Origin of the sequence: Acetivibrio sp. (genome assembly GCF_035371925.1) — a bacterium.
Lineage (GTDB): Bacteria > Bacillota > Clostridia > Acetivibrionales > Acetivibrionaceae > Hungateiclostridium.
Map to the genome: position 1 here is coordinate 1 of NZ_DAORXT010000097.1, position 10,571 is coordinate 10,571.

A 10,571-nucleotide genomic window follows, 5' to 3' on the forward strand; every position below is an offset into this window, starting at 1 on the left:
ATACTATGTATAATATTTACGATTTTGATTTTGCCTCTCCAATACATAAATCTTCTATCTCAGTTTGCGTCATATCCAACTGCAATTAAGAAGCGTGTTTATGAATTACCGCAATATAAAGATTTTATTGCTTCGGTAGAACATAAATAAGTTTACTTGTCGCGTTGATATCGGTTTCGTTATTGGGTTGCTTGGTTAATTCCTTTTAGCTTAAAATAAGCTTACAAGGTTACCAGAAAAAAGTTGATTGGAATGAAAGCTTTGATTTAGAAAGTAAAGTTATAATAAAAGCAATATAAGGGATGTGATTTATTTGGCCAGTCATTTTTCCAGTATTGGATTGCCTATAAAATCAGAAGAGGATTTTATAGATTACTTCAAAAAAACTGTTCAAAACGGGCAGAGTATAAAAACTAAATGCGGTACATATTTAAAGTGGGATGTTCATAATGGAGTTGAATTATGGGCACAGCTAAGTGAGCGAAATGAAGCAATAGGCTTAAATCCGCATTATTCAGGAAGTTCAAGGATGCAAGTGTCTTTGCAAAGTAAAAACAATCAACCAAATGATACCATACTTGACGGTGGATTTTATGCTTTTTTGGGTGACAGCGATGAAAATAGGATGGGAGAAGGTATTCCCTTTGTTTTTGATGTTCCTGATTTTGCTGTCTATGAAGAAATAATTTTGCCGCAACTTGCTACTGTTCAAATTGCTGCATTTGCCCATGAAATATCCGTATTTGAATCTGAAACTGAATATTTTGATTCGCAGGATTTGGAAATGAAATTTGCAGCAGAATCATTTATACCTTCGGGATTGTTTTCGCCAAACGGAGAAGCAAATAAATTTTTATCTGCTCAAGCTATTTTCAGCGGTCGTATTTTGGAGTGTCAAAATAAGAAAAATGAGTTTACAGGCAATAATTACTGGTGGATAAAAGTTGGTTTGCTTGGCGGTGAAATTGATGTTGTTTCGGATGTAAGTTTATTAGAAAGCCAAAGTGTTAAAGTTGGAGGAATTGTAACCGGCTCATTTTGGCTTTCCGGAAAAATTATAAGTAAAGCAAAATAAAATAAAATAAAGATTCCTTCTAGGAAAACTGCGGGATAAACAGATATTGAGTAAAGAAGGAGTAAGTTACAGTGAATTTAGAGCAATTAAAAACTTATTTGAAGAACGAAGAAAGACAAGCATTTAAAGGCTGGGATTTTTCTTATATTGACGGTAGGTGCTCTAATGACGAGCTGCCGTGGGATTATAAGCAAATTGTTTTAAGCTATTTGAAGTCTACTGACAAGTTATTGGATTTGGGAACTGGCGGTGGTGAATTTTTACTAACGCTAAACCATCCATACAATCTTACAATAAATCTATATTCTACGACATGGGCGCATTGGTATACTACGCGAAAGTAATAGAGTGGGAATTTCCGGGGTTTTCTGTTGATACACACTTTGAGAACTTATGCAAAGTCCATAATGAATTGATTGAAAATGGATATGTTTCGGGAATACAACACCGGTTTATAATTGTTGCAAAGAAGATGTAAATTGCAAAATGTTCGGCAACTTATGAGAATGTTCTGGGGGGAATAATGTTATGGATTCAATAAGTATCGGAAAGCTGGATATAGCATTATTGAGTAGAAGCTGTGAAAAGCCAAAGCTGTTTGAAAAGGGTGAAGAACTGTTTTGGGATGATGAGCATATATCGAAAGGAATGTTGGAGGCACACTTAAATCCGGACTGGGATGCAGCAAGCAGAAAGTTCGAAACTATAAGAAAGTCATGTGATTGGATAATTCAAAAGCTTGGCTTGAAAGAATCGTCAGAGATTCTTGACTTGGGTTGCGGACCGGGATTGTATTGCTCAATCTTTAGCGAAAAGGGATACAATGTGACGGGAATAGATTATTCGAAAAGATCCATTGACTATGCTCAAAATTATGCGAAGGAAAAGAATTTAAGCATTGAGTACAGGTATATGAATTACTTGGATATGGATTTTGAAGAGAAGTTTGACATTGTAATGATGATTTACTATGATTTTGCGGTTTTGCCGTATGAAGATAGGGATAAACTGCTGGGAAAAATAAAAAGGGCATTAAAGCAGAAGGGGCATTTTATTTTTGATGTGATGACACCTAAAGCCAAAAAGGAACCGTCAAAGAACTGGTCAATAAATACCGATGGAGGCTTTTGGAAACCAAATCCGTACATGGAGCTATTTGAGTCATTTGAGTATGAAGAAAATGTTGTATTAAGTCAGCATACGATTATTGAGGAGAATGGAAAGGTTAGCATATATAGATTATGGGATAAGCACTATGCACCGGAAGAGCTTCAAGAGATTATGATTAAAAATGGGTTTCGGATAAAAGAGGTTTTTTCCGATTTTACCGGCAAGGAATATACGGATGATAGCGAATCAATTGCAATTATTGCAGAGAATATGGAGAAAGAGAGATGAAAGAGATTATGGAATTTGATAAAGCAAAAATATTGGAAATTGTAAGAAAGCAATTGGCAATTGATATGAACTGCGATCCGGACGATTTTATTAATGATGGTATAGTATTTTGTGAAGCAAAGCTAAATGAAGGTAGGAGAATGTTTGACAGGCAATCTCCTTTTCTTGAAATTGCAACTATGGGTAGAGGCATAGTTGTTTCGGCAGACAGTGAGATTTTGGCAAAGGTAAAGCCTTTATTGGAAAATAAAACAAGGGAAGATGTATTTGTAGCACCCTTTATATTCGGACATACCATTTACTATGTTCCTAATTTAGGCAGACTAAAAAAGTTGCCTTTGCCTTCAGGTTTTAGCTATTACATAAAAGAGGGAAAAGAGATACATGATTTATATCAGTTTCCGGGCTTTGAAAATGCAATCCAATATGACAAAAACCATCCCAGGCCGGATGTAATTGCAGTATATGCAATGTATGATAATGAAATCGTAGCAATGGCAGGAGCATCGGCCGACAGTGGTTTAATGTGGCAAATAGGTATTGATGTGTTACCGGGATTTAGGAAAAAAGGACTTGCGGCATGCTTGGTAAGCAACCTTGCAATAATGATCATGGAGCGGGGAGTATTACCTTATTATGGAACTGCTTCGTCGAATATAGCATCACAAGCTGTTGCATACAGAAGCGGATTTATTCCAACGTGGATGTGTTCATATAAAAATATTTTTGACGGTAAAGCGCCTTATGATAATGACATAAAGATTATTTTTTAGTAATATGACATATGGGACATTTAAGAGCTTAGTTGAAATTGATTGAAAGAAACATATGAAAGGATAGTAATTTGATGAATGAGTGGAAGAGCTATGAATGGCTGGTAACTAAAATTTTTCATGACGAGAGGAATTCGATTGATATTGATGTCAAATACAACCAAAAAATTAGAGGTAAATTTAGTGGTCAATTACGTCAAATAGACATCTTGATTAAAGAAAAATGTGATAATGATGAATTCATTACCATTGTAGATTGTAAACACCATAATGGCAAAATAGATATTAAAGGTGTAGAAGAGTTTTTGGGAATGTGTGAGGATGTCGAGGCAAAAAACGGGATTTTAATATCAAAGGATGGATTTACTTCTGGGGCTGTTAGACGAGTGAGTCATCGAGACGACATTAAGCTTGAAACTATAGATTGGAAGACAGCTTATCAAAAAGCCGAAGAAGCATATATCTATAATACAATATCTGATTTATGCTATGTATGTACAAATCCTGAAGATAAAGGTAAATCTATACCGGGAATTATATTATGGGAGCTAGGTTGGGGTGTAGAAATTGAAGGAATAGTATATATGTTTGGATTTGGTGAGTGCTTAAAGTGTAACGCCAAGCATTTATATTGCAACTCTTGTGGGGCTACAAGCCATGTTTTGGAAAATAAATATGTTTGTGAGTGTTGTGGCAAGGATTATAGCCCATTTATAGTACTCAAATAATTTCATCCACTTCTTAAGTGTCCTTTTCGCAGTTTCTGAAAAAGATTCTTTCCTTGAATAAACTTAAAGTAAAAAAAGAATTAGACTTAAAAATTCATGTCTTGATATGTTTGCATAAGTAAAAAATGCAGACAAAATATGCCATGCATATCTTTAAATAAACATTTTATATTGATTTTGGATATTATAATATATATAAGTGATGTCAAAAATTCTAAATAAGAAAGCCTGCCGGTATGGAATTATTTAAGTATTTTCAGCAATTTATTGGAATTAGTATGCGATAAAAATTTTTCTTGACAAATGAAAAAATCGTCATATAATTAAATCTAGATGTTTACTATAAGTAAACTTTTGGTTTAGTAAAACTGAATTTAATGATTGTCATTCTTAATTTTTTACGGGATGTGTATGTATGGAGATTGGCGCAAAAATAAGGCAGCTTAGAATCACTAATCAAATGACACAGGAGGAGTTGGCTGACAGGGCAGAGCTTTCAAAAGGGTTTATCAGCCAGATTGAAAACGACCTTACTTCACCGTCTATTACAACATTGGTTGACATTCTCCAGTGTCTTGGCACAGATTTAAAGACTTTTTTTAGTGATTCTGAGGACAAACAAATAATTTTTAAAGAGAAGGACTATTTCAGTAAAACGGATAACGAACTGAAAAATACTATAGAATGGGTTGTACCTAATTCACAGAAGAATGCCATGGAGCCCATCCGTATGACTCTCTTGCCGGGGGGCAGGTCCTTGGAAGACCAACCCCATGAAGGAGAAGAATTCGGCTATGTGGTGAAAGGAAGCATTGAAGTACACATAGGTAATGAGTGTTATCGGGTTAATGAAGGAGAGTCTTTCTATTTTGAATCAACAAGAAAGCATTATATAGTAAATGTGGGAGAAAGCGAGGCTCAAGTGATTTGGGTCAGTGCGCCCCCAACTTTTTAGGAGGTTGCCGTGGAGAAAAATGTTATTATTAGGTTAGAAAATGTTACAAAAAGTTTCGAAGACCAAGTGGTTTTGAAAAACATCACTTTGGATGTAGAAAAGAACGAATTTCTTACCCTCCTTGGGCCTAGTGGTTGCGGTAAGACCACAACTTTAAGACTGATAGGGGGATTTGAAAAGCCTGATGAAGGTATTATTTTGCATCAGGGAAAGGACATCAGCAATGTACCGCCTTACAAAAGAAACATTAATACGGTGTTTCAAAAATATGCTCTTTTCCCCCATTTGAATGTGTATGAGAATATAGCTTTTGGCCTCAATATAAAAAAGATGAACAAAAGCCTGATTAAGGAAAAGGTGGAAAAAGCTTTAAAACAAGTGAATTTGGTTGGGTACGAGAATCGAAGAATTGAGCAACTCTCCGGCGGCCAACAGCAGAGGGTTGCCATTGCCCGCGCAATTGTTAATGAGCCGGAAATTCTTTTACTGGATGAACCTCTTGGCGCATTGGATTTGAAATTGCGTCAAGAAATGCAATATGAACTTAAGACCCTTCAAAAAGAGCTGGGAATAACCTTTGTTTATGTAACTCATGACCAGGAAGAGGCTCTTACAATGAGCGATACGGTTGTGGTTATGAACAATGGTGTTATTCAGCAGAAGGGCTCTCCAGAAGATATTTATAATGAACCGGTTAATGCTTTTGTTGCGGACTTTATAGGTGAGAGCAACATTATCGACGGTATTATGAAGCAGGACGGGGTTCTTGAAATTTTTGGCCGTATCTATGAATGTGTGGACAAGGGGTTTGCCATCAATGAGAATGTGGATGTTGTGGTAAGACCTGAAGACATAAAGCTCTTGGAACCTTCGGAAAATAAAATAAACGGTCAAGTGACTTCCTGTATCTTTAAAGGTGTTCACTACGAGACTTGTGTAATGACAGACGGCTTTGAATGGGTTATACACAATACAAAGAACTTTAAACCCGGTGAGCAGGTTAGCATCAATGTTGATCCTTTTGATATTCATATTATGAAGAAGATGGCGAAGGAGACGGAAGAATGAATAGAAAATGGCTGGCTACCCCTTATCTGATTTGGATGGTTGTCTTTATTGTGGTTCCTTTAGTTATGATCTTTTATTATGCTTTTACAGTAAAAGATGCAAACGGAACTAGATTTGCTTTAGACCATCTGATGAAGTCTTTTGACAGCAAATATATGGTGGCTTTGGGAAAATCCTTTCTATATGCGTTTATAGCAACAGTCATCTGCCTGATTTTGGCTTATCCGTTGGCTTTGATTTTGGTTAAGCGCAACAAGGGAGGAGCTGCCATGCTGTTCATCTTCATTTTACCTATGTGGATGAACTTTCTCCTTAGGACTTACGCATGGCTGTCATTGTTGGAGACTAACAACGGGCTTTTAAATACAGTTTTGAGGGCTCTTCATTTGCCCGTTTTGGATATTATCGGAACTCCAAAAGCTATTGTACTTGGTATGGTTTACAACTTTTTGCCCTTTATGGTATTGCCCATATACAACGCGCTGGCTAAAATAGACAATTCTATTATGGAGGCGGCATATGATTTGGGCGCCAATGATTTTAAGAGATTGCTGAAAGTGACCATTCCACTTAGCATGCCTGGGGTAATGAGCGGGATAACAATGGTATTTATGCCGGCGGTGACATCTTTCGTTATTCCAAATTTGCTGGGCAGCGGTAAAGTTAATTTGATTGGCAATATAATTGAGCAGCAGTTTTTGTTGACTTATGATTGGGGATTTGGAGCAGCTCTCTCCATTATATTGATGATAATAATTTTAATCTCTATGGCTATTATGCAAAGAAGCGATGAGGATATGGAAGGTGGTGCAGGATTATGGTAAAAAAAGGTATAGAGAGACTTTATTTGGGACTTATAATGCTTTTCCTTTATGCACCAATACTGACATTGATAGTATTTTCCTTCAATGACTCAAAATCAAGGGCTAAATGGGGAGGCTTTACTTTGAAATGGTATAAGAATATGCTAAATGACCCCATGATTTCAAAGTCCCTTTATTATACTTTGCTGATAGCTTTGCTGGCGTCAGTTATAGCTACAATTATAGGTACTTTGGCAGCCATCGGTATTCATGTGATGAAAAAGAAGACAAAATCGGTGATTTTGAATGTGACATATCTACCGGTTTTAAATGCGGATATCGTTACGGGAATTGCTTTTATGTTGTTCTTTGTGGCAATTGGATTAAAGCTTGGATTCACATCCATGCTGATTGCCCATATAACATTTAACATACCCTATGTGATATTGAGCATTTTACCCAAGTTAAGCTCGTTGAATAAATACACATATGAGGCGGCACTGGATTTGGGCGCATATCCGATGCAAGCCATTTGGAAGGTTATTATTCCTGAGATTATGCCCAACATCATTACAGGGTTTTTATTGGCATTTACATTGTCACTGGATGATTTTGTAATCAGCTATTTTACAACCGGTGGGGGAGTAACCAACCTTTCCATAACCATATACACCATGACAAGAAGGGGTATAAAACCTGAAATCAATGCGGTATCAACTGTGTTGTTCTTGTCCATATTAATATTGCTCTTAATAATAAATAAACGTACTGACAGAAATACAAAGAAATTGGGAGGAATAAATATATGAAAAAAATTGTATTGTTATTGACTGTGCTGATATTTGTATTTACCGGTTGTGCCAACAATGCTGGAAATGACCCCAACAAGCCTTTGGCAGGTACGACTATTTATGTCTACAATTGGGGAGATTATATTGCTGAAGACACTATTGAGCTTTTTACAAAAGAAACAGGTATTAAGGTTATTTATGAAACTTTTGATTCCAATGAAACCATGTATGCAAAATATAAGTCCGGTGCTGTAAATTACGATGTAATGATTCCGTCCGACTATATGATTGAAAAGTTGATTGCGGAAGATGAACTGTTGCCTTTGAATTTTGACAATATTCCTAATTACAAGTATATAGACAGCACATTCAAAAATTTGCCCTATGACCCGGATAATACTTATTCTGTGCCATATTTCTGGGGTACCCTTGGAATACTTTACAATACAAAAATGGTGGATGAAGAGGTTGATTCTTGGGATATCCTCTGGGACAGCAAATATAAGGGAAAAATCATAATGATGGATTCGGTAAGAGATTCCTTTGCAGTAGCCCTTAAGAGATTGGGATATTCTCTAAACAGTGCTGATAAGGCACAGGTGGATGAAGCTGTGGCAAGCTTGATAGAGCAGGGTCCGTTGGTTCAGGCTTATGTAATGGATCAGGTAAAAGACAAGATGATTGGTGAAGAGGGAGCTTTGGCAGTAATCTATTCCGGTGAAGCAGTTTATACTTCCGAGTACAATGAGAATTTGGCATATGCTGTTCCGAAAGAAGGTACCAATTTCTTTGTTGATGCCATGGTTATTCCGAAGACTTCCAAAAACAAAGAAGCAGCAGAGGCTTTCATCAATTTTATGAACGACCCTCAGATTGCTTTCAACAATACTAATTATGTTGGGTATTCCACACCACATACGGAGGCAAAAGCCATGTTGGATGAAGAAATACGCAACAACCCGGCAGCTTATCCTCCACAAGAGATTGTCGACAAGTGTGAAGTTTTTGTAGACCTTGGTCCTGAGATGACAGCTTATTATAATGACAAATGGAACGAGTTAAAAGCGTCTTTGCGTTAGTTATTTAACAGAAAGATGAACAGAATTTCTCGAAAAGAAAAATGAAGATAAAACATTTTTCTTTTCGAGAAAATATATTTTTGGCTATATTAAATTCTTTAGTCATTATTATCTTTTCATATTAAAGTATACCTATCTTTGCATTTTTTCTCCGATAACTTTTATAATCAGCCATTAAAATCATATTCAAGTGTTTTTTAAAACTTACTATATTTTTTTAAAAATTTTTAGTGTAAAATAAGGGTATTAAAGGCATATCGTGGCGTTATATAAAATATTAAGTTTTTAGCTTTACGATTGGCACTAAATCTTTTGCAACATAACGCAATATACATAAAAAAATACATTAATTTTACGATATGTCCGTCAAAATTCTAATAATTAATGGGGGGAATTTATGAATATCAGAAAAGCAATCATTATTTTTGTAATCATTTCAATTTTAGCGATGACATCCTGTTCAGGACCAAGCAATGAAGATACACCGCCTCTACTTTCCGATAATACGGTTTTAAGACCGGAGTTTGTGTTAAAAGATATTACTTTCAGTGCCGGTACTGCTTTTGCTGTAGAGCTTCAAGATGAAAATGTATCTTTGGTTCTGACTGCTTACCACTTGTTTGGAGAATCCGGAGGTTTAGATGAAAAAATTCCGGCTAAAGCTTTGCCGGATGTTGTTGAAAAAGCTATATTTACTGATGCATATAACGATAATCTGTGTGGAGAATGTGAAAAAGTTTTAAAGATTGAAGATGCCGATACTTACCCTGAGGTGGATAAGGATATAGTTGCTTTTTATTATGGTGAGAACCTTGGTGCCAACCGATTAAAATTGAGTTCAAAGCTTCCTAAAAAGGGCGAAACGGTATGGCTTGCAGCACCTACAATACTTGACGTGGAACCGAGATTACATAAAGCGAAAGTTAAATCTGCTTCAGACAAAATGATTTTTTTTGAGTATGAGGATAAAGACATTATATTAGATGCAACAAGTGGAGCACCCATACTAAATTCATCGGGAGAAGTTGTGGGGCTAAATGTTGGCGGTGGAGAGCAATACGGTAAAAAAATTGGGGTGGCAAATCCTTGCACCAGTATAGAAAAAACGATAAAAAAGGCATTGGCAGGCACATAAAAAACCCGGGGATTTAGCGTCCCTGGGTTTTTTACAACCTTAATATGAATTTTTCTATTCAGTAATTTTAAAAGTACTCATCAATTTTTATAAGGTAGCTTATTAATTGAACGCAGTATATACCTTTTTAAGATAGCCAAGTCCGTAGAAGTTACGTTACTGTCTGCGTTTACATCTGCTGCTTTTGCATTTGGAAGAGTGCTTGTTTGTTTTAGTAAAAACCTTCTTAAATATGTGACATCTGTTGAATTTACTGATTTGTCATTGTTTACGTCTCCATACAGAATATCATCTAAAGGAGTTGATGTCGGTGATGGTGAAGGTGAAGGTTGAACAACTGTTCCTTCAGGTTCTATTCCTGCAACTTTTACACCGTATTCATAAACAGGTATGTATTCTGCCTTCTTTAAATCACTGGTTTTTGACAACCCTTTAAATGACGGGTCGTTTTCGTTGTCCCAGCAGCCGCTGTTGCCGGGTGCAACAATTCTCAAAGATGAATCCCTTCTATAATGGTCCTGTCCGCCAGGGAAGAGAGGGTCTCCGGTGTAATCGACTTCTATATAGTATATATTTTTATCTTTGTTCCACAAATGCGGACCGGATACTTTGCCTTTTGAACCTTGGCCGCCCGATATTGTTATATCGTTAGGACTGTATCCTGCCTCAATTACTTCAGTAAGGTCCATGAAATATCTAAAGGAAAGACCTTCAGACACTCTTGCAGGCCATGCTGTCCTGTTGTTGAGTCTTGTTTTTATTTCCA

General features: G+C 36.3%; 12 protein-coding genes. 11 read left to right on the plus strand and 1 reads right to left on the minus strand.

Annotated elements, in window-relative coordinates:
* The first annotated feature begins 313 nt into the window (after window positions 1–313).
* The 11 genes from PLH43_RS11395 (at window position 314) to PLH43_RS11445 (ending at window position 9,805) form a co-directional block, all read left to right on the plus strand.
* A complete protein-coding gene (locus tag PLH43_RS11395; protein WP_324363188.1) occupies window positions 314–1,075 on the plus strand; it encodes a hypothetical protein in 762 nt (253 codons plus the stop codon).
* Between the two features lie 71 nt (window positions 1,076–1,146).
* Window positions 1,147–1,419, plus strand: coding sequence for a hypothetical protein (locus PLH43_RS11400; protein ID WP_349255151.1), 273 nt, complete (start codon window positions 1,147–1,149; stop codon window positions 1,417–1,419).
* Between the two features lie 184 nt (window positions 1,420–1,603).
* On the plus strand, window positions 1,604–2,473 hold the full coding sequence (locus PLH43_RS11405) for a methyltransferase domain-containing protein (RefSeq protein ID WP_324363190.1): 870 nt from the start codon (window positions 1,604–1,606) through the stop codon (window positions 2,471–2,473).
* Window positions 2,470–3,246, plus strand: coding sequence for a GNAT family N-acetyltransferase (locus tag PLH43_RS11410; protein WP_324363192.1), 777 nt, complete (start codon window positions 2,470–2,472; stop codon window positions 3,244–3,246). The genes PLH43_RS11405 and PLH43_RS11410 overlap by 4 nt, the downstream gene beginning before the upstream one ends.
* A 74-nt stretch (window positions 3,247–3,320) precedes the next feature.
* Window positions 3,321–3,974 carry a restriction endonuclease gene (locus PLH43_RS11415; protein WP_324363194.1) on the plus strand — a complete coding sequence of 218 codons (654 nt, stop codon included), beginning with the start codon at window positions 3,321–3,323 and terminating at the stop codon, window positions 3,972–3,974.
* 415 nt (window positions 3,975–4,389) lie between these two features.
* The gene (locus tag PLH43_RS11420) at window positions 4,390–4,929 is read left to right on the plus strand and encodes a cupin domain-containing protein (protein ID WP_324363197.1); all 540 of its coding nucleotides are present in this window, start codon (window positions 4,390–4,392) and stop codon (window positions 4,927–4,929) included.
* A 9-nt stretch (window positions 4,930–4,938) separates the two neighbouring features.
* The gene (gene potA, locus PLH43_RS11425; protein ID WP_324363199.1) at window positions 4,939–5,997 is read left to right on the plus strand and encodes a spermidine/putrescine ABC transporter ATP-binding protein; all 1,059 of its coding nucleotides are present in this window, start codon (window positions 4,939–4,941) and stop codon (window positions 5,995–5,997) included.
* The gene (locus PLH43_RS11430; RefSeq protein ID WP_324363201.1) at window positions 5,994–6,821 is read left to right on the plus strand and encodes an ABC transporter permease; all 828 of its coding nucleotides are present in this window, start codon (window positions 5,994–5,996) and stop codon (window positions 6,819–6,821) included. The genes potA and PLH43_RS11430 overlap by 4 nt, the downstream gene beginning before the upstream one ends.
* Window positions 6,815–7,609, plus strand: a complete 795-nt coding sequence (locus PLH43_RS11435) for an ABC transporter permease (RefSeq protein ID WP_324363202.1) — start codon at window positions 6,815–6,817, stop codon at window positions 7,607–7,609. The genes PLH43_RS11430 and PLH43_RS11435 overlap by 7 nt, the downstream gene beginning before the upstream one ends.
* Entirely contained in the window at window positions 7,606–8,670 is a 1,065-nt protein-coding gene (locus PLH43_RS11440) for an ABC transporter substrate-binding protein (protein WP_324363204.1), read from the plus strand. The genes PLH43_RS11435 and PLH43_RS11440 overlap by 4 nt, the downstream gene beginning before the upstream one ends.
* Window positions 8,671–9,067: 397 nt before the next feature.
* Window positions 9,068–9,805, plus strand: a complete 738-nt coding sequence (locus PLH43_RS11445; protein ID WP_324363206.1) for a serine protease — start codon at window positions 9,068–9,070, stop codon at window positions 9,803–9,805.
* Window positions 9,806–9,885: 80 nt separating this feature from the next.
* On the opposite strand, the gene PLH43_RS11450 is transcribed toward PLH43_RS11445, so the two are convergent.
* Window positions 9,886–10,571 (minus strand): dockerin type I domain-containing protein (locus PLH43_RS11450; RefSeq protein WP_324363208.1); only part of this gene is annotated, 686 nt, incomplete at its 5' end.

Coding starts and splice junctions, on each gene's coding strand:
- PLH43_RS11445 (WP_324363206.1), top strand. CDS start 9,068: ATGAATATCAGAAAAGCAATCATTATTTTTGTAATCATTTCAATTTTA.
- PLH43_RS11420 (WP_324363197.1), top strand. CDS start 4,390: ATGGAGATTGGCGCAAAAATAAGGCAGCTTAGAATCACTAATCAAATG.
- PLH43_RS11430 (WP_324363201.1), top strand. CDS start 5,994: ATGAATAGAAAATGGCTGGCTACCCCTTATCTGATTTGGATGGTTGTC.
- PLH43_RS11410 (WP_324363192.1), top strand. CDS start 2,470: ATGAAAGAGATTATGGAATTTGATAAAGCAAAAATATTGGAAATTGTA.
- PLH43_RS11405 (WP_324363190.1), top strand. CDS start 1,604: ATGGATTCAATAAGTATCGGAAAGCTGGATATAGCATTATTGAGTAGA.
- PLH43_RS11440 (WP_324363204.1), top strand. CDS start 7,606: ATGAAAAAAATTGTATTGTTATTGACTGTGCTGATATTTGTATTTACC.
- PLH43_RS11435 (WP_324363202.1), top strand. CDS start 6,815: ATGGTAAAAAAAGGTATAGAGAGACTTTATTTGGGACTTATAATGCTT.
- PLH43_RS11415 (WP_324363194.1), top strand. CDS start 3,321: ATGAATGAGTGGAAGAGCTATGAATGGCTGGTAACTAAAATTTTTCAT.